Below are 21,055 nucleotides of genomic sequence, written 5' to 3' on the forward strand. Positions count from 1 at the left end.
AGCACGTGCTGCGCTTTGACCAATCCCGAATTACGAATCCCAGCCCCCAAGCGATTGCGTTGGACCGCTCACTCGCGGCACTCTTGTTGCATGCCCGATTCCCTTCGCTCCATCCACGTCGTTGCCGGCGTGATCACCGACCCGCGCGGCCGCATCCTGCTGACGCGCCGTACCGAAACCCGCGACATGCCCGGCCTGTGGGAATTCCCTGGCGGCAAGCGCGAGCCCGGCGAAACCTCCGAGCAGGCGCTGGTGCGCGAGCTCCATGAAGAACTCGGCATCGAGGCTCAGGTCGGCGAGTGGGTCATGGATGTGCCGCAGCTGTATCCGGACAAGCGCCTGCGCCTGGAGGTGCGCCACATCGTGAGCTGGAAAGGCAGCCCGCGCGGGCGCGAGGGCCAGGCGATGACCTGGGTGGCCGCCGACAAGCTCACTCGCTATTCGATGCCGCCGGCCGATGTGCCGGTAGTGGGCGTGCTGCGTCAGCCCGATCGCTATCTGATCACGCCCGAACCCGAGGACGATACGCGCTGGTTGGAGGGCCTGGAGCGCGCGCTGCAGGACGGGGTGACCCGCATCCAACTGCGCGGGCGCCAGGTCGCGCCAGCGCGTTGGCAGGCGTTGTTGCATCAGGTGATGAACCTGCGCGGCCGTGTGCGCGCGCAGTTGTTGCTCAATCGCGACATCGTGCTGGCTGCGGAACTAGGGATCGGCGTGCATCTGGGATCGGAGCAGTTGGCCGGTTTGCAGGAGCGCCCGCTGCCCGCAGAACAACTGGTGGCCGCCTCGTGCCATGGGCTGGAAGAATTGCGTCATGCGCAGCGACTTGGCTGCGATTTTGCGGTGCTGGGCCCGGTGCGGGCCACCGCATCGCACCCCGGGGCGACACCGTTGGGATGGGACGGCTTCGAGACCTTGCGCGAGCAGGTGTCGTTGCCGATCTACGCGCTCGGCGGGATGCAGGCGGCCGACCTGCGCGAAGCACGCGCGCATGGCGCGCAAGGCATTGCGGCCATTCGCTCGCTGTGGCCGCAGTAAGCGAATCGCCGCCGACGTTGGTGGTGTTCGGTGGATTGCCGGGTGTGGGCAAGAGCGCCATCGCACAGGCCTTGTTGACGCAATGCCCAGCGTTTTATCTGCGGATCGACACCATCGAGCAGGCATTGCGCGACAGTGGTGAGCTCGCCAACAAGGTCGGGCCAGCCGGCTACCTGATCGCTTACGCACTCGCGCAGGCAAACCTGCGCCAAGGCCGTGTGGTGGTTGCCGACTGCGTGAACCCGTTGCCAGTGACGCGGGCGTCCTGGCGCGAGGTGGCGCAGCGCACGCAAAGCCGCCTGTTTGAGATCGAAGTGGTCTGCAGCGATCGCGCGCTGCACCGGCAGCGCGTGGAGGCGCGACGTAGCGAGATCCCAGGACTGCGTCCGCCGGAGTGGTCATCTGTGGTGGCGCATGACTATCGCGTCTGGACCGAGCCGCATTGGGTGATCGACAGCGCGATGTTGAGCCCGCGGCAGGCAGTTGTGGAGATCATGCGCCGTCTTGATGCGCCGCCTCCCAGCGCATCCTGATGTGGGCCTGCGTGCGGCCGGAGTCATGTCGATAGGGCGTTCGGACGACAGGCAGTCTGGCGCCGCAGCCCATGTGTGCGATGGGCCGATCCAATCTCGTACCAGTAGGTGGCTGCTGAAAAACTTGTCGCCATGCGTCGTTTGGCGCGACAGGCGAGTGTCCAAAAAACTACGCCGGCGCGTGTCATTGGCACGAGTGGCGACGGCTGTGTGGTCGACGCAGTCCGTTCGTAGGTCGCCTTAAAACGTCACCCAAAAACAGTTGTACTGCCGGCGCAAGCGCAACACGCTGCGCGCAGGCGTGCCGCTGGCGAGGTTCTGTTCCAGGCGCAACCCCCATGGGCGCGGACGTGTGGGCGCGGGCAATGGCGCGTCGATTGCGCTGCCATCCAGGGATGGCGTTGTCGTGGAAGTGTCTGCATCCCAGGTAGGCGTATCGGCCTGCGGATACATCGGCACGATGTCCAGCAGCGGACGTTGCACGATGGCTTCCAGCCGGCTCAGCACCTGGTTGGCGGCCGCGTCGGATTGGCCGCTCCACAGGTACAGGCTGGACAGTCGATTGACGTCGCGGCTGTCCACGGCGCTTTGCAGGAGCGACACCAGCTCACTCAGCTTGCGTGGGCAGCCATAGCGATGCAGCCCGGCATCGCCCTGCGGGCGCGGGGCTGGTGGCGCTCGCGTTGCGGCGCCCACATCTTCGCAGCGGCGATCGGTGAACATGGTCTGCCCGTCCGGGGTAACGCAGCGACGGATCTCCTGAGCCTTTACGCCGGTGGCGACAGGCAGGCAGAGCAGTAGCAACATCACTGGCAGGAGGCGAGACATCCGCGCAGCGTAGCCGGGCGCGCGTGAGCTGGCGAGGAACGCGAAAGATTGCGCGCCTGCGCGCGTGTCGCTGGCCGCACACGCGTCGCTTGAATCGTTTACCGGTGGATTGCCGCACGTGGGCCGATGCGTGGCGGCGTTCAGCGGCCCAGCAGTTGCAGGACCTGTGTAGTCGGCTTGGCCAGGTTGAGCGTGTAGAAGTGCAAGGCCGGTGCGCCGCCGGCGATCAGGCGCTCGCACAGGCTGGCCACCACGTCCGCACCAAAGGCGCGCACCGCATCGGCATCGTCGCCGTAAGACTGCATTTTCTTGCCGATCCAACGCGGGATCTCTGCACCGCATTGCTCGGAAAAACGCCGCAGCTGCGAGAAATTGGAGATCGGCATGATGCCGGGAATGATTGGTACCTCCACGCCCATGCGCTGCACCGCATCGCGGAAATGGAAGTAGGCATCGGCGTTGTAGAAATACTGGGTGATCGCCGCATCGGCGCCGGCATCAACCTTGGCCTTGAAGTAGCGCAGGTCGCTCAAGGCATCGACCGCTTGCGGGTGGGTTTCCGGGTACGCGCCGACTTCGATCCGGAACGCATCGCCGTGCTCGGCGCGGATGAAGGCGATCAGGTCCGACGCATAGCGCAGGTCGCCCGGATGCCCCATGCCCGAGGGCAGGTCGCCACGCAGCGCCACGATGCGGGTGCAGCCAATGGCGCGATACAGCTTGAGCAGTTCACGGATCTCCTGGCGGCTGCCGCCAACACAGGACAGATGCGGCGCTGCCTCGAAGCCGTGCTTCTGTTTGAGGTGGCGCACCGTCTCGGAGGTGTAGCTGAGCGTGGAGCCGCCCGCGCCGAAGGTGCACGACACATATTCGGGCGCATAGCCCTTCAATTTGGTTGCGGTGCGGTCCAGCTGCGCGCGCTGGTCGTCGGTCTTGGGCGGGTAAAACTCGAAGCTGAGATGCGTCATCGCGGCGGGTCCGGCGGATCGTGCTCGAATAATATCGCTTCATCGCGATGAATGCATATTTGGTTGCGGGTGCCGATTGCTGGCGATGTCAGCGTGCAAGGACCGCCGCATGGCCGGGCCCGCTTGTCTACGCTTGTCGCATGGCGCGGCGCCCGCGGTAAGTTCGGGTACCACGCCGCTTGATTGGAGCGCGACGTGCAAGAGCAGGAAATGGACGTTATCGCCCAATCCTTGGGCCGCATCTGGGTCGCGCTGGCGCGTAGCGTCGGCGATCTAGCGCTCGCCCTGGCCGAGCAGCCCGGCATGGACGGCAGCAAGTTGCTGAGCGACTTTGCAGCGCGTCTGCCGTCTGGCCAGGACGACGGTACCTCCAAGGTGTTCGAAGCGATCCGCCGGTACATCGATCAGGGCGCCGCCCCTAGGGCGGAGTGAGTGCTGCCACGCGCGTCTGTTGTACACGCAGGCGCGCGTGATGCAGGCGTGGCGTGGAGCGCCGCACGCTCTACGCCAGGCATTTACATCTGCCTGCCTACACTGGGCGCCCCTTTACGGAGCCCCTTCATGTCCGACACCACGATGACCGCTGTCGCCATCCGCGATGGCAAGGGCGACGCCAACGCGCTGTATGCCACCGAGCAACCGCGCCCGCGTCCGGCCCCCGGACAAGTGCTGATTCGCGTGCACGCGGCGGGCATCAATCGCCCGGACCTGCTACAGCGCGCAGGGCACTACCCGCCGCCGCCGGGCGCGCCGGAAACGCTGGGCCTGGAAGTGGCCGGCGAGATCGTGGAGCCAGCCGGTCGCTGGAAGGTGGGCGATCGTGTCTGTGCGCTGCTGGGCGGCGGAGGCTATGCGCAATATGCCGCGGTCGATGCGCGGCATGTGCTGCCGATTCCCGCCGGCATGGATCTGGTCCAGGCGGCCGCGTTGCCGGAAACCATCTTCACTGCCTATACCAATCTGTTCGAGCACGGCCGGCTGGCGGCTGGCGAGTGGCTGTTGTTGCACGGCGCCACGTCCGGGATCGGCGTCACCGCGATCCAGATGGCCAAGGCCGCCGGTGCGCATGTCTTGGCGACCGCGCGCTCGGCCAGCAAGGCGGCGCAAGCGCGCGAGCTGGGCGCCGATGTGGCGATCGATTCCACCAGCGAATCGTTTGTGGCCGTGGCCCAGGCGCATGGCGGCGTGGACGTGTCGCTCGACATGGTGGGTGGCGCGGTCTTTGCCGATACGCTGGAAGCGCTCAACCCGCGCGGGCGCATCGTCTATATCGCCTCGCAGGCCGGCTCGACCATCGAGGTGCCGATTCCGCAGCTGATGCGCAAGCAGGCCATCCTCACCGGCTCGACGCTGCGTCCGCGCACTGCCGACGAAAAGGCGCGCCTTGCGGCCGAAGTCGAGCGCGTGGTGTGGCCATGGATCGAACAAGGCAAGATCCGCGTGCTGATCGACAAGCGCTTCCCACTCGTCGAGGCGGCCGCGGCGCATCGCTATCTGGAGCAGGGCAGCCATCTGGGCAAGGTGGTGCTGGAAATGTAGTCCGCGCTCGGCCGTCGCTGCGATCTCCGCTAGATGCCCGTCGACTGAAAGCGCAGCGGCAAGGCGATGCGCGCCGATACCGCTGGCAGATGCTTATGCGGTGCGGTCGACCACCGCTTCGATGTGGTGGCCGTCAGGGTCGATGACAAACGCGGCGTAATACGCGTCGCCGTACTCGGGTCGCAAACCCGGGGCGCCGTTGCTGCGGCCGCCGTGCTGCAGCGCGGCCAGATGGAAGGCGTCCACCGCAGCAGCAGTGCTGGCGGCAAATGCGAGATGGAATCCGCGGCCCGGCGCGCACTGCGTGGCCTGTTGTTGTTTCAACGCAAGACAATCCTCGCCACCGGGGCGGCCGTAGCCGACGGCCTGATCGAGCCTGCCCGGTGCCAGGTCCGACCACACCGCACATAGCCGAGTACGCCCAGCACGGCGTCGTAAAAGGCAGCCGATGCCTCGATGTTTCCAACGCCAATGGAGACGTGATGCAGCATCGATGCAGTCCTGCGATGTGTGGCACCCGCGTGCCGGCCGGCGATCCTGATCCGCGCGGATGCACTACGTCAATCGCTGCAGGGGTTGCGGGCCTCCAAGAGACGTGGCGCAATCGGCGCGGCGGCCTGTATCGCACCTGTCGACAGGCGTTGCAGCTGCGCAGCGCTGAAGGAAGCACCACACGTCCCGTGCAGGTATAGCAAAACAAGCAGGAGCGATGTCTCGCGGCGGGGCGTCGCCTGACCGTACACTGCGCCGTCGCACATGTGGCCGGAGGCCTCGCTATACGTTGCGTCGGCCCGCTGCCTTTGCCTGAGAACGGTAAAAACGTAGCGAGCAGTCGCCAGGCGGGTGTGGACGGCGCGGAGGAGCCAGAGTCTACGCGTGGTACATGCCGCACCGAGCACCGGCCACGCCTGCCTGGCGGCAAGCACCATAGTTTTGTTAGCTGCGCTTAGGCAGCGCAGTGTCGCGAGCCCCCTAACAGCACGAAGGTTTCGATGAAGCATCCAGACGCATTGCGCATTGCCCTTGTCGGTATCGGCAAGATCGCCCGCGACCAGCACGTGCCGACCATCGCCGCGCGTGCGGACGTGCAGCTGGTGGCCACGGTCAGCCGGCATGGCACGGTCGACGGCGTCCCGGCGTATCACACCCTGGACGAAGCGTTCGCCGCGCATCCGGAGCTCGAAGCCGTCGCGCTCTGCACGCCACCGGTCGGGCGGCATGCCTTGGCGCAAGCGGCGTTGACTGCTGGCCGGCATGTGTTTCTGGAAAAGCCGCCGGCCGCCACGCTTGCCGAGATCGACGACCTGCGCACGGTGGCGCAGCATGCGCAGCGCAGCCTGTTCACCAGTTGGCATTCGCGTTGCGCGGCGGGCGTTGAACCTGCACGCGCGTGGTTGGCCGACAAGCAGGTCGTGCGTGCGCATATCACCTGGAAGGAAGACATCCGCCACTGGCATCCCGGGCAGGACTGGATTCTCGAACCCGGCGGCATGGGCGTGTTCGATCCCGGCATCAATGCGTTGTCCATCGTCACTCACCTGCTGCCGCGCAGCTTCGCGTTGAGGGAGGCTGAGCTGCATACGCCGCAAAACCGTCAGGCGCCGCTGTACGCCAGGCTTGCGTTTGTCGATACCGCCGGCGTGCCAGTGACGGCCGAGTTCGACTTCCTGCAGACCGGCCAGCAGCGTTGGGATATCGAGGTGGAGACCACCCAGGGCCTGCTGATGCTCAGCGAAGGCGGCGCCAAACTGCACATCGACGGGCAGGCCCGGGACCTGCCTGCATCCAGTGAATACGATGGCCTGTATCGGCGATTTGTGCAGCTGGTACGTGCCGGCGAATCGGAGGTGGATGTCGCACCGTTCGTGCATGTGGCCGATGCGTTCCTGCTCGGGGCACGTACGGTCACCGCACCGTTTGCCTGGTAATCGATGGCGCTATTGCGGTGACCGTAATGAAGAACAACACCGGCCATGGGTCGGTGTTGTTCTGACGGGATCGCGTGTGTGCACGGTGACGTCAACGCGATCGCGTCACGCGTGCAGGGGCAGCGTCGCTGCCAATGCTATCAACGGCTTTCCAGTGCCACCTCGTCTTGCTCGATGTTTTCGGCATCGTGGGCATTTGCCACCGAGGTGGGTGAACCAGCCGGCTTGCGCAGCGCTGGGGCGATCTGCGCACGGAAACGCCTGACCACCCACGTCTCATCGAGCAGGGCAAACGCGAAAAAACCCAACAAGGCGCCGGCAACCAACGTGGGCACATGTGTGAAGGTACCAGGCAGCAGCAGACTGAGCCACAGGAAGATATTGGGCGAGGTTTGCAGCAAATGAATATCCGCTGCAATGCCGGCATTGATGCGCTTGCCGGTGACGCTCTGGTGCGCGCGTAAGTACAAGGCACTGCCCACGCGGAAAGCCAGCAATAGCGTAAACGGCAGCAGCAATGCTCCCCAGGCCTGCCAACCGCCATGCGTCAACGTCTGGACGAGTGCAGTTCCTTCGGTGCGTAGCCCGACCAGCAAGGCCATCGGCACCATCGTCAATGCACCCACCCAGCCCCAGTTGGTCGCGAGTTTGCCGGCGGCGATCGGACGTGCCCGTCGCCAGCCTTGTGCGGCCAGCGCGGGCAGTGCCAAGGCAAACAGCAGCACCAAGAAGAATCGCTCCAGCGCATGCGCATTGCCCAGCAGCTCACGGTGATCCACAACCAACACCAGCAAGAGCAGCGGCAGCAGCACCGACAACACCAACGTATAGCGCGCTGCAAAGAAGTAATCGCCGCCGCGTGCCAGCGAGAAGGTCGGCACCGACAATGCCGGCGGCACGATCAACAACAGGCCGATCACATGGATCCATTCGTTCTGGAACTGTGTGAGCAACAGCATGGCTCAGAGTGCGCGTGCCACGCTGAGCACACCGAGCGCGATGTTTTCCGGCCCCCGGTTCAGGCGCAAGGCCCCGGCCTCGATGCGTACCGACAGGAAGAACGCATTGACTGCCAGCAATGCGACGATGGCCGTGGTGCTGGCAACATGCGGCATTCGGACACCCGCGCATGACAGCGCGAAGCCGCCTAGCGCGGCGAGCATCATCCATTGCAACAGGTGGATTTCGGTCTGCTCGCCCAGATAGTTCATGCGCGAGGAACTGCGCGCAGTCATTTGCTTGAGCTCGTCCCACGACAGCGGCCGGGAATTGGGCCGGAAGTCGATGTAGTCGGCAGGTGGCAGGCCGGAGGCGATCAGCGCAAACACTTCGACGATGTATTTGTGCGCTACCACCAGGACCTGTTGTCCTTGCCGGTCCAATGGTGCAAGCACTGTCTCGTAGTAATGCTTGCAGCGCGCATACATGTCCATCCAGTGTTCGCCGTCGGGTGGTGCGCCGCCGGCATCGTGGAAGCAAGCGTCATAGTCACGGTGGCCGATCGACTTCTTGATCAGCGTCTTGTTCTTGCCGGCGAAGATGCCGAAATCGCGCTCCACCAAGGCGGCGCTGGAGATCACCTGCGGTGTCCCGATGACGCCCTCCAGGATGATGGTAGCGGTTGCCTGCGCGCGCTCGAGCGTTGAAACGTGGACCTGGTCGAAGTGCAGCCCGCGTTGACGAACGTAGTCGGCTGCCTGATGCGCCTGGCGACGGCCCAGCGGGGTGAGTGGCGAGTTTTGCGCGCCTGCGAAATAGTTCTGTTCGTTTGCGAGCGACTCGCCATGACGGACGAAGTACAAAGGCATCGGCTGGGCTCCGGTAATACACCACTGGTCGGTGAGACCGATCGCGTTGCGACAGGAGTTGCCGACACGGCGCCTGCGTCGCTGCCAGGCAGCCGCGGATGGCTGCGGCGTGGGCCGCATCTCCGTCGTCGTCTCGCGCCGTCAGCCCACCCGACGGTTGCTCGCGACGTTGTGTCGATCGTTCTTCATGTGGCAAGGCCATCGGCTCGCGTCGAACGGCTGCATGCCAGGTGGGCAGGTGAGGTGACGTGCAGCCGGTCGCCAGTAGGTCCGCCGAGCCGAGCGTTTCGTTGCGCTGCGCATGCGATTTTTATTGATCGATTCAGCTGCTGACCAAGAATGTGTCGATCTCAGCCGGCGCATCATGTCCACGCGTGATCGAGCGTGGCGCACGCGCGCAGTCTCGTTGCGCGAAGCGAAGCGATCGTGCGGCCTGCACACGCACAACGCCTGCGCACGCAATATGCGGCGCAGGCGTTGGTTGATGCGGTCAACCACGCGTGGCGATCACACCGCCGCCATGTTGGCTGTCTGTTTGCGAGATCCGGCACTGCCAGGTGTGCTGGTGTGATGGACATCCTGCTCCTGCAGAAGGCGCCGATGGGCGGAGTGCGAGTGGTCGAGATCAGCGCCGCCACATCCGGCTGCCGCGTGCCGGCAGGGTGAACGTGTAGGAGCCGCTGGTGATGCGCACCACGGTGCCCGAGCCCAGCGCGTCCACGTAGTCTGCATTCCAGTACAACACGCTGTTGTTCATGCCGACGGTGGTGGTGACCGGATTGCCGCATTTGTTGATGCCCACGATGCCCAGGCTGCCGCGACGGAACAGGATGTGGCAGGAACTGGACGACAGCACCTGCATGTCGGTGCCCTGTACGCCGTTGTGGAAGCCGATCATGCGGCGCAGGTCGTCGCGCTGGTAGGCGTTGACCCAGCGGTTGTCGCCGCTCTCGTTGTTGTCGGTGTAGACCATCGGCACGCCGCCGTTGCGGCCGATCAGGTACGCGTAGGCCAGGGTTTCGTCGACCGGGTCGAGAATGGCGTAACGGAAGCCGGCGTTGTTGGGGATGTCGTGCGTGATGGCGAAGGTCACCGCGCGATTGCCAGGCAATGCTTGCCCGCTGCTGGCCGGATCCACCAGCTGCTGCATGCTGGCACCGACGGCAAATGCATTGCGCACTGCGTTGAACAACGGGAAGTCGTAGGCCGCATGCGGCGTGGACTGCAGGTACGGAGCAAGGAACTGGTCGTAATCGCCGTTGCCGGTGCCGCCGCCGGTGATCACTTCGCCGAACACGTACACGCCGGAGCGGATGCCGGCATCGAACACGCGATTCAGGTGATCGAACGTCATGTGCTTGGCGGCATCCATGCGGAAACCGCTGACGCCCAGGCCCTTGAGTGCTTGCAGGTAGGCGCGCTGCTGTTGCACCACCCAGTCGTTACCGACCAGATCCGGCAAGCCCGGGTCGCTGCCACCGCCGCAGATACGGTAATTGCGCACCTGGAAGGCGTCGTTGTAGTTGGCGATGCATTGCGCAGGGCCGAAGTCGCTGGCGCTCAGAAAGTTCGACTGCAAGGTGCCGAACAGGCGTAGCGAATCGTAACGGCCAGGGTTGGCGGCGTACTGCGACAACACCGCGCTGCCGGGGTAGTTGAGGTCCGAGCGTGTCGCCGCTTCGTTGGCCATGTGGTTGAGCACCACATCGGCGTAGGTTTCCACACCGTTGTTGGCCAGCGCCTGCACCATGCGCGCGAACGCGGCGGTGTCGCCCAGCGGCCCATCGATCACACGCAGATCCTGCGGTTGATAGCGTGCCCACCACGCGCTGCCTTGCGAGCGATACGCCGGGGCCACCAGCACCTTGCGATAACCGGCATCGGCGATCTGCTTGGCGCGTGCTTCCACGGTGGCATAGGGCCAGTTGAAGGCATGCAGGATGACATCGGCCTGGACATTGGCCGTGGTCAGCAGCAAGGCCAGCGCTGTCAGCAGCAGGCGGCCGCAGCGTTGTTTGAGCGAGGGTGGAGCATGAGCAGGCGTGCTACGCATCGGATGAGTCTCCAGTCGGTAAGTGCGAGCATCCGCGCAGTCCGCGATGCCCACATCGAGGCCTCCGGCCCCTGTTCCGGAAAGCGCGCGCACGACGTGCAGCGCGCGGTGATGCTAAGCGCGCATCGCGGCGCAGCATCGGTGTTGTGCATACGTATTCAATGCCGCCACCGCCAAACTGCGCGCAGTTTGGCGGCAATAGCGTGGTTGGTCGCACAGTGCGTCAATCCGCTGCGGCTGGCGCGCAGGGCATCGGGCTGGTGTTGTTTTGAGTGGCGCGTCTGGCCTACCGCGCGTTGCGAACAACCCTGCTGCAGTAGCGAGACGCTGCCGGACGAGCGCCTTCTTTACGCGCTAGGCAACCTGTGCGCGCTCGTCGTCGCACGTATTCGAAGCCGTCTTAAGCGGTCTACGCAACAACACAGCGAGAAACGTCGCAGGCAACACGCGCTCCCACGCAGTGCGCCGGTGCAGCCCACGCCGCACCGGCCGGCGAGCCGTACTCAGCGATACACGTGGCGGAGCTCGTCGCGCGTATGCAATTCCTGCAGCTTGGTCAGCGGTAGGTCGATGTGCTCGTCGGTGTAATACGCCGGCTGCTTGGCGGCGCTGCCGCCCGCATCGCGCTCTGCGCCCTTCCACTTGCTGAAGCCCTTTTGCGGCAGCGCCAAGGTGACGGTTTCGCCACTGACGCTCTGCACCCGCACCACACCGTAGGCGTGTCCATCGTAGGCGCCGGGCACCACCGTCTGCAGGTCCACGGTATACAAGTCGCCTGCCGCTGGCTGCGCCAGCAGCACGTTGTCCTGCTTGGATGTCTGTGATGCGCTGTAGGCGCCAAACACCACCAGGATCGCAATGAGCCCTAGCAGCACCAGCCCGCCAAACCGGCGGTAGGCAGGAATCGGCGGCTTGCCGTGAGACGCTTCGAAGGCCTTGGTATCCAGCGATGTGCTGTGGTTACAGCCGTCGCAGACGCGCAGGTACTGCTTCTTGGTAACCCAGCTGAAGAGGTACCAGAGGTGCGCGTAGCGGTAATACAGGACATTGCGGAAGCTGCGCTGTTGCGCGCATTGGTCGCAATGCGCGCCGTCGGCGGCGCCGAGTGCGATGGCGTCGCCGCCCGATCCCCAGATGATCATCATTCGTCCTTGAACTGTATGGAAGTGATGAATCATAAGCGCTGCTTGGCCGGTCGCGCACCTGCCCGGGCGCATCGCGGCGAGCGATGGCGGTGGTCCGGACCGGCGACGAAGGCCCCCCGGCGCCTGCCGCGTTAAACTAGCAGCGAATTCACTGCCGATATGTGCCATGCGTAATCCACTGCAAGAACAGCTGCTCAAGGCTGGCCTGGTCAAAAAAGCCCAGGTGGACAAGGTTGCACGCGAGCAGGTCAAGCAACGGCACGCCAAGGGTGGTGCGGTTACGCCTGCCGATGCCGATAAGGTGGATGCGGCGCGGTTGCAGGCCGAGCGTGCCGAGCGCGATCGTGCGCTGGCGGAAGAGCGCAATGTGCAGCAACGCCGGCAGGAAGTACTGGCGCAGGTGCGGCAGATTGTGGAGACCAGTAAGGTCAAGCGCGAAGGCGAGATCGACTATCGCTTCAACGATGGCAGCGTCATCCGCAGCGTGTTGGTCAATCCTGCGCTACGCAGCCAACTGGCCAGTGGCGCACTGGTGATCGTGCGGCATGGCGATGGCTTTGAGCTGATTCCGCGCGCGGCCGCCGACAAGGTGTACAGCCGCGATGCCGATGCCGTGGTGCTGGACCACGGACGCAACAGCGCGCCGGCCGCGCCCGATAGCGATGACGACTACTACAGCCAGTTCAAGGTGCCGGACGATCTGATCTGGTAGCGCCGGCGAACTGCCGCATTGGGTGATTGCTGGATGGGGTCAGCGCCACCGCAGGTGCGACAACGCTGCATGCTGTGGGTGCGTGTTCGCTGACTGCTGGGAACCGGGCCAAGCACTTGTACCAGGCCGTTCGCCGCGCGGTTGGTGGATGGTGATCAACGTGGTCGTGCGAACGCCTGCGCGCTAACCTGGCGCTCTTTGTCGCCGCGTAGCCCGCCCATGTCGATCGTCTTGACCCAGTTCGCCCGCAACCGCGTGTTTCCGCGCGATGGGCGTCGCAATGCAATCCAGGACTGCACGCCGGAGCAGTTCGTCCAGCGGCTCAACGATGAGCCGCCGTTGCGCGTGATCGAGGGCTATGCACCGTTCTGTCAGTTGCATGTGCACCGCAACTGGACCTCGACCCGCTGCCTCACCGTTCCCGTCACCGATGACAACCGGCACCTGCTGCGTTCCGGCTACGAGGCGCGCAGCACGCAGGAATTGGCCGTGCTGGTGCGTTGGTTCGAAGGTGTCGAGCCACCGGTGGCCGCGTTTCTGCTGCCCATCCTCTACAGCCGCGATCAGTTGGCCAGGGAAGGCACGCCCATCGAGGCAGACTGGGGTGTGGTCGGTTGTCTCTACACCGCAGAGCCGGACGAAATTCCGATGGCACCGATCACCATGTTGCGCAATGCCTTGGGCGTGGAAGAGGGCGGCTCGGGCACCCCGCTGGACCGCGATGCGTATCGGCGTAGCGTCGCGTTCTGGGAGCGCAATGCCAATTGGCGTGGGTGAGGGCGTCGCTTCGGTTCGCGTTGTTGTCCGCCAATTAAATTGCGCGCGGCGTGTGTAGTTGCCGCATCCATCCTGACTGCCCGTGCTGGGACGTACGCCATCGCTGCGTGCTAGGTTGCCGCCCTGCGTGTAATGGATCGGAGAATCGCCATGTCGTTACAAGTGCTTGGTGCTGGCCTAGGCCGAACCGGGACGCTGTCGCTGAAGTTCGCGCTGGAACATTTGGGATTTGGACCGTGTTATCACGCCACGGAGGTCGCCGCGAACATGCGTGCGGCACTGCCGCTGTGGAATGCCGCCGAACGCGGTGCCGCAGACTGGTCGGCCATCTTCGCCGGCTACCGTTCGAGCACCGACCATCCCGGTTGCTATTACTGGCGGCAATTGATTGAGGTATATCCGCAGGCCAAGGTGGTCCTGACGGTGCGCGATCCCGACAGCTGGTTCGAGTCTGTGACCCAGACCATCCTGATGCCGGGCAGAAAGAGCACCTTCGTCGGCCCCGAAGGCGAAACATTCAGTACGTTCTTGAAGCAGCAGATGGGCGGGCGCAGTCAGGACCGCGCCTTCATGGTCGACTACTTCAACCGCTGGAATCAGGCGGTGATCGATACGGTGCCAGCCGATCGGCTGCTGGTATTTTCGGCTCGGCAAGGCTGGGCGCCACTGTGCAGCTTCCTCGGCGTACCGGTGCCGCACAAGCCTTACCCACACTTGCACGCACGGCCGCGGCTGCGTTGGTTTGCGCGCGGCTTGCGTCTGCCGGACGACGTTGCCGCACGCGAGCAGCATGTGCGCGAATATCTGGAGTACCTGCGCGAAGATCTGTTCGGATAAACGCACATTGCGTGGCTTATTCTGCGACACATGCCCAGTAATTTGATTTTAAAAATAAAGTAACAACCATAATGTTGATTGGCCATATGACTATTGCTAAACTGAATAAGGCGAATGTCAGATTTCGCCATTTCTGAAACTTCCAGAAGAGGTGCGCGTGATGAAAACTGCCAAATCCATGCTGTCACTCGTGTTTTCTAAGATTCTAAAAATGTTTGGTCCGCGCAAGGTGGCGTATATCTATACGCAATAACTGCAGTGCTAGGGCCGGCTTGACCAGATGGCCCCACGCGCATCGTCGGCGACGGCGATGCGCGTTGCCGCAGGTCAAAGGCGGCCTGCAAGTGCAGTGTGCGGACGTGCAGCGGCGCGTGACGCCCTATTGCCCGGCATTTGGACTGGGCGCGTATGCGGATCATGCGGCTGCGAAGTCCTGGCGCGTGCACGTTCGATGAGTCCGATGCGATGACAACCGACAGGACGCCGATGTGGGCATGCCCTCCAAACAGCGCGAATATTCCAATCGCTTTTTCGACTCGACAGTCTGGAACGACTTCGCCTTTCGCGACGACGATGTCGTCATCGCCAGCTATGCCAAGGCAGGAACGACCTGGGTGCAGCAGATCGTCGCGCAACTGATCTTCAGTGGCGCCGAGGAGGTCGAAGTCTCGCGGCTGTCGCCTTGGTTCGACTCGGTGTATCCGGACAAGGCGACCAAGCAGCGCCTGCTCGCCGAGCAACGCCATCGCCGCTTCGTGAAAACCCATCTGCCCGCCGATGCGCTGGTACTTTCCGAACGCGCCCGCTATCTCTACGTCGGCCGCGATGCGCGCGACATCGTCTGGAGCCTGTACGACCACCAGCGGGCAGTCAGCGCGGATGCGCAGGCACGTCTGGATGCGGAGCCGTCCAGCAACGGTAAATTGAAAGTCATGCCACCGCCCACGTGCTCGGTCGAGGACTATTTTCAGACCTGGATGGGCGCTGATGGTGCGCCGCTGTGGCCGTTCTGGGAGGGCGTGCGTTCCTGGTGGGCGCTGCGCGATTACGACAACGTGCTGTTGGTGCATTACTCCGCGTTGCTGCATGACCTGCCCGCGCAGGTATTGCGCATTGCCGCATTCCTGGATATCCCGCTGGATGCCCAGTGCTGCGAGCGCGTGCTGGCGCACTGCAGTCTGGACTACATGCGCGCGCATGCGGCGCGCTACGTTCCACAGGGCACCGGTTTCTGGCGCGACGGCGGCCGGGCCTTCTTCAATCAAGGTCTCAATGGGCGGTGGCGCGACCGATTGGCCCCGGCAGTCGATGCGGCCTATCGGCAGCGTGTTGTAGCCGAGCTTGGCGCCGAGTGCGCGCATTGGCTCGCCACGGGCGATATTGCGTCGGCGGCGCATGCGTCGACCGGGATGGTTGCTTAGGGTGGGCAGCGAGTCTTTCGCGGCGAACGGTATGGATGGATCGTCGGCGCACGCCTACGATCAGGTGTCGCAGTACTACGATCGCCTGAGGGACCACTGGGCCGCTGCCAGTGCAGCGCAGTGTGCGCAGGCATTGGCGGCACTGGTCGGCAGTGGCACGGCCCTGGAGTTGGGGATTGGCACCGGCCGCATTGCGCTGCCGCTGGCCGCTGGCGGCGCGGCAGTCTGCGGCATCGACAACTCGCCTGGCATGTTGGACATGCTACGTGCCAAGCCCGGTGCCGAGCGACTGACCCTGGTCTGCGCCGATTTCGTCGATGTCCCGGTCGCCGGGCCGTTCGACCTGATCTATTCGGTGTGTTCGCTCGGCTATCTGTTGACGCAGGAAGAGCAGTTGCGTTGCCTGCGCGCGGTGCGCGAACGCCTGGCAACCTCCGGCGTGTTCGTCCTGCAGACAATGGTGCCGCAGGCGGAGACGTTGCTGGCGGACGGCAAGGTGAGGTCGTTGGAGGCGCCAGCCCTGGACGATGGCGACGTGCCGGTGATGCTGATGTGCTCCAGCGCCGATCCGGCCCGGCAGCTGATACAGCAGCGCATCGTGATGATCGGGGAATCGGCGACTCGCGTTTTCAACGATCGCTATCGTTATCTGTGGCCTTCCGAGCTGGATCTGATGGCACGGATCGCCGGCTTGCGCTTGCGGGCCAGATGGGGTGATTGGAGCGGGCAGCCCTATACCGCGCGCAGCCGGAGCCAGATTTCCGTGTATGAGCCTGCTGCGATGGATGCGGACTAGGCGAGCTCACGCGGCTGACGGTGTCGTTGGCGAAGATCGGCCACCAGCGGCTGCAGCAAGTGTCACGGTGTTGGTGGCCTTGGTGGCCTTGGTGACCGCGCGGCCCGCTACTTTCGGCCGATCGCAGCGCAAGGGGCGACGCGTCGCGCGAAGCGTACGCAGATTCAGCTTCGCGTCGTGCCGATCAAGGCCTTGATGCACAACGGGCGCCTTGCGGCGCCCGTTGATTCACACTGTCGAGGATGGGCGAACGTGCGCCCACGTCTCAGTAGCGATAATGATCCGGCTTGTAAGGACCAGCTACGTCCACGCCGAGGTAGTCGGCCTGTTCCTTGGTCAGGGTGGTCAGCTTGACGCCGATCTTTTCCAGGTGCAGGCGGGCGACTTCCTCGTCCAGGTGCTTGGGCAGGATGTAGACCTTCTTCTCGTAGGTGTCGCGCTTTTCCCACAGGTCGATCTGCGCCAGGGTCTGGTTGGCGAACGAGTTGGACATCACGAAGCTCGGGTGGCCGGTGGCGCAGCCCAGGTTCACCAGGCGGCCGTCGGCCAGCAGGAAGATCGCGTTGCCGTTGGGGAACACGTACTTGTCCACCTGCGGCTTGATGTTGATCTTCTCCACGCCCTTCAGCGCGTTCAAGGCATCGACCTGGATCTCGTTGTCGAAGTGGCCGATGTTGCAGACGATGGCCTGGTCCTTCATCGCCTGCAGGTGCTCGGCGGTGATGATGTCCTTGTTGCCGGTGGTGGTGACATAGATGTCGCCGCGGCCCAGGGTGGATTCGATGGTGTTGACCTCGTAGCCTTCCATCGACGCCTGCAGTGCGCAAATCGGGTCGATCTCGGTGACGATGACGCGGGCGCCATAGTTACGCAGCGAGGCGGCGCTGCCCTTGCCGACGTCGCCGTAGCCGCAGACCACGGCGACCTTGCCGGCCAGCATCACGTCCATTGCGCGCTTGAGGCCATCGGCCAGCGACTCGCGGCAACCGTACAGGTTGTCGAACTTGCTCTTGGTGACCGAGTCGTTGACGTTGATGGCCGGGATCAGCAGCTTGCCGGCTTCGGCGATCTGGTACAGACGGTGCACGCCGGTGGTGGTTTCTTCGGAGACGCCCTTCCAGTCCTTGACCACGCGGGTCCAATAACCCGGACGCTCGACGGCCACGCGCTTGAGCAGCGCCTTGATCACGCCTTCCTCGTGCGAGGAGGCAGGCTCGTCGACCCAGGTGCTGCCGTTTTCGAGCTCGTAGCCCTTGTGGATCAGCAGGGTGACGTCGCCGCCGTCGTCCACCACCAGCTCCGGGCCGGTCTGGGTGCCGTCGGGCAGGGTGAAGGTCAGCGCGTCCAGGGTGCAGTCCCAATACTCTTCCAGCGTCTCGCCCTTCCAGGCGAACACCGGCGTGCCGCTGACGGCGATCGCGGCGGCAGCGTGATCCTGGGTGGAGAAGATGTTGCACGAGGCCCAGCGCACGTTGGCGCCGATGTCCTTGAGCGTTTCGATCAGCACCGCTGTCTGGATGGTCATGTGCAGCGAGCCGGTGATGCGCACGTCCTTCAGCGGCTTGGTCTGCGCATGCTTGCGGCGGATCGACATCAGGCCCGGCATCTCGTGCTCGGCGATGTCCAGTTCCTTACGGCCCCAGTCGGCCAGGGAAAGGTCGGCGACCTTGAAGTCGTCGTTTGCAGCGGTTTTTGCGACAGCGTTCATGCAATTGCTCCGGTAGGCAGGCGAATGTCTGCAATTCCGGGCGCCGTTGAACGAGAAATCCCTGTCGAGCCTGGCCGTATCTATCTGCACGGTTGGTGCAGTTGGCAGATCGATCTGCCATGACGGTCGCAGCGCCCCTCGACGAGGGTCCGATTATATCGGCAGCACCCCCGTCCGGCATGAATTGCCCCCCACCCCAACCAACGGCAGGGGAGCAGCCGACGGGCGGCTGCTATGGTCCGGAGTCGATCCAGAGCGGAAGCGGACAATGCAAAGCGAGCCCAAGGCACGAGCGGTGCGGCGGTACACATGGGCGTGGGCAGGCGTGGTGGCTTTGGCCGCGCCGCTGCAGGCCCCGGCCGCCGGTGTGCCGGCATCCCCGCCAGCGGCAGCGGCAAGCAGCGGCTATCAGTTGCCGTCCCCGGCGCTGCAGGCGGTGGTGGACGCGCCGCGCGCGCCGTTGCTGCAATTGTCGCCCAAGCGCGACCTCGCCGCGATGCTGCAGTTGCCGGCATTGCCGGACATCGCCGAGGTGGCTCAGCCCGAACTCAAGCTGGCCGGCGTGCGCATCCACCCCAAGACCTATGCGGCCAGCCGCTTCTCCTTCTCCAGCAAGCTGTGGCTGCTGGCGGTGGCCGATGGGAGCGAGCGCCAGATTGCCGGGCTGCCGTCGCCGCTGTCGCTGGCCGATTTGAGCTGGTCGCCGGATCAGCGCTATCTGGCGTTCCGCCGCGAGGATGCCGCCAGCGGCGCCAACGAGCTGTGGCTGGTGGACGTGGCGGCCAAGCAGGCGAAGCGCCTGGTGGCCGGCTTGAACACGAGCGTCAACGACGATCTGCGCTGGTTGCCAGATGGCAGCGGGTTGCTGCTGCAACAGCAGGTGGCGGGGCAGGGCGCACCGCCCGCACGTGATGCGACACCGGATGGCCCGGCGATTCAGCAGACCAGCGCTGCAGCCGGCGTGCGCTCGCTACCGACCTATCAGGACTTGTTGCGCAACGAGGCCGATGCGCGCGTGTTCGAGTATTACGCCACCGGCCAACCCATCATCGTCACGGTCAGTGGGCAGGTGCGCCCGATCGCCGCGCCGGGCATCTATCTCAACCTGTCGGTGTCGCCGGATGGCCGTTACATTCTGAGCGAACGCAGCGAGCGGCCGTTCTCGTACCTGGTGCCGGTGGACAACTTCGCGCGCCGCATCGAGGTGCTGGATCTGCAGGGCAAGCTGGTGCGCCAGATCGCCCAGCTGCCATTGGTGGAAGGCTTGCCGACCGGCAACGACGCGGTACGCACTGGCGTGCGCGACATCGCCTGGCGCGTCGATGCGCCAGCCACCCTGGTCTGGGCCGAGGCGCAGGATGGCGGCGACCCGGCACGCGCGAGCAAGGTGCGCGATGTGGTGCGGATGCAGACCGCGCCGTTCACGCGTGCGCCGGTGACGCTGGCGCAGCTGGGCAGCCGGTTCGATGGCATCCAGTGGGGCCGTGGCGATCTGGCCATCCTCAGCGAGAGCTGGTGGAAGACCCGCCGCATCAAGCAATGGCGCATCGCCCCCGATCAGCCCAGACAAGCGCCCGAGCTGCTGTGGGACCGTTCCTCGCAGGACCGCTACAACGACCCAGGCACACCGGCGACGGTGGCCGACGGCAAGGGCCACTTGCTGCTGCAGACCAGCGGCGACGGCAACAGCCTGTTCCTGCTCGGCAAGGGCGCCTCGCCGGAAGGCGACCGGCCGTTTGTGGATCGTTTCGATCTGCAGAGCAAGCGCGCCACACGGCTGTTCCGTTCGCAGGCGCCCACTTATTCCGCGCCACTGGCGCTGCTGGATGCGCAGGGCACGCGGTTGCTGCTCAGCCGCGAATCGCCTGAAGAACCGGCCAATTACTTCGTGCAGTCGCTGGACGATGCGGCGCCAGCACCGCGTGCCTTGACGCACTTCGCCCATCCGCTGCCGCAGCTGCGCGGCGTGCAGAAGGAGCAGATCCGCTACAAGCGCGCCGATGGCGTGGACCTCACCGCCACGCTGCTGCTGCCGCCCGGTTACGAGCCCAAACGCGACGGCCCGCGGCCGTTGCTGATGTGGGCGTACCCGGGTGAGTTCAAAAGCGCCGACACCGCCAGCCAGGTCACCGACTCGCCGTATCGCTTCAATGCCATCAGCTACTGGGGCCCGCAGGCGTTCCTGGCGATCGGCTACGTGGTGCTCAACAACCCGACCATGCCGATCGTCGGCGAAGGCGATGCCGAACCCAATGACACCTATGTGCCGCAGCTGGTCGCCGATGCGCAGGCAGCGGTGGATGAAGTGGTGCGGCGCGGGGTCACCGATCGCGAGCACATCGCCATCGGCGGGCATTCGTACGGCGCCTTCATGACCGCGAACCTGCTCGCGCACACGCGGCTGTTCAAGGCCGGTATCGCACGCAGCGGTGCGTACAACCGCACGCTCACCCCGTTCGGTTTCCAGGCCGAAGAACGCAACTACTGGCAGGCGCAATCGGTGTACCAGGCGATGTCGCCGTTCAACTACGCCGACAAGATCAAGGACCCGCTGCTGCTGATCCACGGCCAGGACGACAACAACACCGGCACCTTCCCGATCCAGAGCGAGCGCATGTTCGCCGCGATCAAGGGCCTGGGTGGCACCGCGAAGCTGGTACTGCTGCCCAACGAATCGCATGCCTACCGCGCGCGGCAATCGATCCTGCAGATGCTGGCAGAGAGTGAGCAGTGGTTGAAGCGCAATCTTGGCGAGCCGGTGAAGGAGCAGCGCGCTACGCACGCGCGTTGATTGACAGGGCGTGGTCGCTGTGGAGCTGCGCGCGAGGAGGTGTTACCGGTAGGCCTCATCGCGTCCAGGTGCGCTTTACGAGGCGGTTGGCTGAGGTGTTCGCATAATTCGCGTGGCGCGCAGCACGAAAGGGCGTAGCACGCATGCGTGGGCGGGTGCGATGGAGCGCATCG

General features: G+C 64.7%; 19 protein-coding genes, 1 other RNA gene and 1 riboswitch. Of the genes, 11 read left to right on the top strand and 9 right to left on the bottom strand.

Annotation, left to right across the window (positions count from 1 at the left end; translation table 11 throughout):
* Positions 1 to 90 precede the first annotated feature (90 nt).
* Together BJD12_RS16940 and BJD12_RS16945 are read left to right on the top strand one after the other, a co-directional pair.
* Positions 91 to 1,038: a Nudix family hydrolase gene (locus tag BJD12_RS16940; RefSeq protein WP_005991555.1), complete on the top strand. Its 948-nt coding sequence runs from the start codon at positions 91 to 93 to the stop codon at positions 1,036 to 1,038.
* Complete coding sequence (locus tag BJD12_RS16945; protein ID WP_005991552.1) at positions 1,026 to 1,571, top strand: P-loop nucleotide/nucleoside kinase family protein; 546 nt, start codon at positions 1,026 to 1,028, stop codon at positions 1,569 to 1,571. The genes BJD12_RS16940 and BJD12_RS16945 overlap by 13 nt, the downstream gene beginning before the upstream one ends.
* A 240-nt stretch (positions 1,572 to 1,811) precedes the next feature.
* On the opposite strand, the gene BJD12_RS16950 is transcribed toward BJD12_RS16945, so the two are convergent.
* Positions 1,812 to 2,399, bottom strand: a complete 588-nt coding sequence (locus BJD12_RS16950) for a hypothetical protein (RefSeq protein ID WP_042827904.1) — start codon at positions 2,397 to 2,399, stop codon at positions 1,812 to 1,814.
* A 140-nt stretch (positions 2,400 to 2,539) separates the two neighbouring features.
* A complete protein-coding gene (gene metF, locus BJD12_RS16955; protein WP_005991547.1) occupies positions 2,540 to 3,367 on the bottom strand; it encodes a methylenetetrahydrofolate reductase [NAD(P)H] in 828 nt (275 codons plus the stop codon).
* A gap of 195 nt (positions 3,368 to 3,562) precedes the next feature.
* Between metF and BJD12_RS16960 the strand changes: the two genes are divergently transcribed.
* Both BJD12_RS16960 and BJD12_RS16965 read left to right on the top strand, forming a co-directional pair.
* On the top strand, positions 3,563 to 3,799 hold the full coding sequence (locus BJD12_RS16960; protein WP_039424262.1) for a hypothetical protein: 237 nt from the start codon (positions 3,563 to 3,565) through the stop codon (positions 3,797 to 3,799).
* A gap of 129 nt (positions 3,800 to 3,928) precedes the next feature.
* Positions 3,929 to 4,906, top strand: coding sequence for an NAD(P)H-quinone oxidoreductase (locus BJD12_RS16965; RefSeq protein WP_005991543.1), 978 nt, complete (start codon positions 3,929 to 3,931; stop codon positions 4,904 to 4,906).
* A gap of 93 nt (positions 4,907 to 4,999) precedes the next feature.
* Here the strand turns inward: BJD12_RS16965 and BJD12_RS16970 are convergent, their stop codons facing one another.
* Both BJD12_RS16970 and BJD12_RS16975 read right to left on the bottom strand, forming a co-directional pair.
* Entirely contained in the window at positions 5,000 to 5,308 is a 309-nt protein-coding gene (locus BJD12_RS16970; protein WP_005991541.1) for a VOC family protein, read from the bottom strand.
* A 406-nt stretch (positions 5,309 to 5,714) separates the two neighbouring features.
* Positions 5,715 to 5,791: non-coding RNA, sX9 sRNA (locus BJD12_RS16975), on the bottom strand.
* A gap of 107 nt (positions 5,792 to 5,898) precedes the next feature.
* On the opposite strand from BJD12_RS16975, the gene BJD12_RS16980 reads away from it, so the two are divergent.
* Positions 5,899 to 6,834 carry a Gfo/Idh/MocA family protein gene (locus BJD12_RS16980; protein WP_005991537.1) on the top strand — a complete coding sequence of 312 codons (936 nt, stop codon included), beginning with the start codon at positions 5,899 to 5,901 and terminating at the stop codon, positions 6,832 to 6,834.
* 140 nt (positions 6,835 to 6,974) lie between these two features.
* Here BJD12_RS16980 and BJD12_RS16985 read toward each other — a convergent pair whose 3' ends face one another.
* The 4 genes from BJD12_RS16985 to BJD12_RS17000 all read right to left on the bottom strand — a co-directional run bounded on the left by BJD12_RS16985 (position 6,975) and on the right by BJD12_RS17000 (position 11,837).
* Positions 6,975 to 7,793, bottom strand: a complete 819-nt coding sequence (locus tag BJD12_RS16985; protein ID WP_005991535.1) for a hypothetical protein — start codon at positions 7,791 to 7,793, stop codon at positions 6,975 to 6,977.
* A gap of 3 nt (positions 7,794 to 7,796) precedes the next feature.
* Complete coding sequence (locus BJD12_RS16990) at positions 7,797 to 8,642, bottom strand: histidine phosphatase family protein (protein ID WP_074059432.1); 846 nt, start codon at positions 8,640 to 8,642, stop codon at positions 7,797 to 7,799.
* Positions 8,643 to 9,267: 625 nt separating this feature from the next.
* Positions 9,268 to 10,638, bottom strand: a complete 1,371-nt coding sequence (locus BJD12_RS16995; RefSeq protein ID WP_162096964.1) for an alpha-amylase family protein — start codon at positions 10,636 to 10,638, stop codon at positions 9,268 to 9,270.
* A 560-nt stretch (positions 10,639 to 11,198) separates the two neighbouring features.
* On the bottom strand, positions 11,199 to 11,837 hold the full coding sequence (locus BJD12_RS17000) for a hypothetical protein (protein ID WP_228997706.1): 639 nt from the start codon (positions 11,835 to 11,837) through the stop codon (positions 11,199 to 11,201).
* Positions 11,838 to 12,006: 169 nt separating this feature from the next.
* On the opposite strand from BJD12_RS17000, the gene BJD12_RS17005 reads away from it, so the two are divergent.
* From BJD12_RS17005 to BJD12_RS17025, 5 genes are all read left to right on the top strand, one after another.
* A complete protein-coding gene (locus BJD12_RS17005; protein ID WP_005991526.1) occupies positions 12,007 to 12,552 on the top strand; it encodes a DUF2058 domain-containing protein in 546 nt (181 codons plus the stop codon).
* Positions 12,553 to 12,771: 219 nt separating this feature from the next.
* Positions 12,772 to 13,329: a DUF3228 family protein gene (locus BJD12_RS17010; protein ID WP_005991524.1), complete on the top strand. Its 558-nt coding sequence runs from the start codon at positions 12,772 to 12,774 to the stop codon at positions 13,327 to 13,329.
* A gap of 150 nt (positions 13,330 to 13,479) precedes the next feature.
* Positions 13,480 to 14,166: a sulfotransferase family protein gene (locus BJD12_RS17015; protein ID WP_042827903.1), complete on the top strand. Its 687-nt coding sequence runs from the start codon at positions 13,480 to 13,482 to the stop codon at positions 14,164 to 14,166.
* A 488-nt stretch (positions 14,167 to 14,654) separates the two neighbouring features.
* Positions 14,655 to 15,587 (top strand): sulfotransferase domain-containing protein, encoded by a 933-nt coding sequence (locus tag BJD12_RS17020; protein ID WP_042827902.1) that lies wholly within the window; start codon positions 14,655 to 14,657, stop codon positions 15,585 to 15,587.
* Positions 15,588 to 15,618: 31 nt separating this feature from the next.
* Positions 15,619 to 16,383, top strand: a complete 765-nt coding sequence (locus BJD12_RS17025) for a class I SAM-dependent DNA methyltransferase (protein ID WP_005991518.1) — start codon at positions 15,619 to 15,621, stop codon at positions 16,381 to 16,383.
* A 265-nt stretch (positions 16,384 to 16,648) separates the two neighbouring features.
* Here BJD12_RS17025 and ahcY read toward each other — a convergent pair whose 3' ends face one another.
* Positions 16,649 to 18,091, bottom strand: a complete 1,443-nt coding sequence (gene ahcY, locus BJD12_RS17030) for an adenosylhomocysteinase (protein WP_005991516.1) — start codon at positions 18,089 to 18,091, stop codon at positions 16,649 to 16,651.
* 31 nt (positions 18,092 to 18,122) lie between these two features.
* A riboswitch (S-adenosyl-L-homocysteine riboswitch) is annotated at positions 18,123 to 18,237 on the bottom strand.
* Between the two features lie 122 nt (positions 18,238 to 18,359).
* On the opposite strand from ahcY, the gene BJD12_RS17035 reads away from it, so the two are divergent.
* Entirely contained in the window at positions 18,360 to 20,882 is a 2,523-nt protein-coding gene (locus BJD12_RS17035) for a S9 family peptidase (protein WP_042827901.1), read from the top strand.
* Positions 20,883 to 21,055: the final 173 nt, after the last annotated feature.

It is taken from the genome of Xanthomonas vesicatoria ATCC 35937, assembly GCF_001908725.1.
Lineage (GTDB): Bacteria > Pseudomonadota > Gammaproteobacteria > Xanthomonadales > Xanthomonadaceae > Xanthomonas > Xanthomonas vesicatoria.